At 60.5% G+C, this 1,100-nt stretch carries 1 protein-coding gene; it reads left to right on the forward strand.

From position 1 onward, the window contains the following. The first annotated feature begins 223 nt into the window (after window positions 1-223). Window positions 224-1,063 (forward strand): IS5 family transposase, encoded by an 840-nt coding sequence (locus tag ABH925_RS37705; RefSeq protein WP_370156165.1) that lies wholly within the window; start codon window positions 224-226, stop codon window positions 1,061-1,063. Window positions 1,064-1,100 lie beyond the last annotated feature (37 nt).

The raw sequence follows: 1,100 nt of genomic DNA on the forward strand, positions 1-1,100 counted from the left end.
AGTGGGCGTTTTGGTATCTCTGATCCCATAAATGGCTTATGGTCGCGTCGCTTTGATTACGCTATGCCCGATAGATGAACAACATCCATCCTTCGATCAGACGATCGGCTACCCGTCTTAGCCGTATATGTTCCCTGAAGTCCGTCTGGTTTGAAGAAGTCATAGAAACGCCGATCTGGCAGTGGAACGGGATCCTCCGCCCCATCGGTGCTGACGCTGTGTCATGACCGAGCGCAAGCCGTACCCGAGCGATCTGTCCGACGCCCGATGGGCCCTGATCGAGCCGAAACTGACGGCCTGGAGAAAGGCCCGGCTCGACCGACGGCCGACCAGCCAGCCGGCAAAGGTCGAACTGCGCGACGTGTTCAACGCGATCCTCTACGTCAACCGCACCGGAATCCCCTGGAAGTACCTCCCGCACGACTTCCCGAACCACGGCACCGTCTACGCCTACTACGCTGTCTGGCGTGACGAGGGGCTCTTCGCCCAACTCAACTACGACCTCACCGGATTGGCCCGAGTAAAGGAAGGACGCAAGCCCGAGCCGACCGCCTCCGTGATCGACACCCAGAGCGTGAAGACCTCCACCAACGTGCCCTTGACCAGCCAGGGAACCGACGCCGCGAAGAAAATCGTCGGCCGCAAGCGAGGCATCCTCACTGACACCATCGGGCTCATCCTCGCCGTGACCGTCACCGCCGCGAGCCTGTCCGAGAACGCCCTGGGAATACGCCTCCTCAACCAGGCCAAGAAGACCTACCCCAGCATCTCCAAGAGCTGGGTCGACACCGGCTTCAAGAACGCCATGATCGAGCACGGCGCCACCCTGGGCATCGACGTCGAAGTCGTCCACCGGAAGTCCGACATCCCCGGATTCCACGTGGTGAAAAGACGGTGGGTAGTCGAACGAAGCCTGGGGTGGATCATGCAGCGCCGCCGCCTCACCCGCGACTACGAGACCCTCCCGGCCAGCTCCGAAGCCATGATCCACATTGCCTCGATCGACAACCTAACCAAGCGCATAACGGACGAAACCACACCAAGCTGGCGAGGAACCTACTAAGACATAAAGGGCAATCCGCCTACCTCAAACGCCCTCT

The sequence above is a fragment of the Streptacidiphilus sp. EB129 genome (genome assembly GCF_041262645.1).
GTDB lineage: Bacteria > Actinomycetota > Actinomycetes > Streptomycetales > Streptomycetaceae > Streptacidiphilus.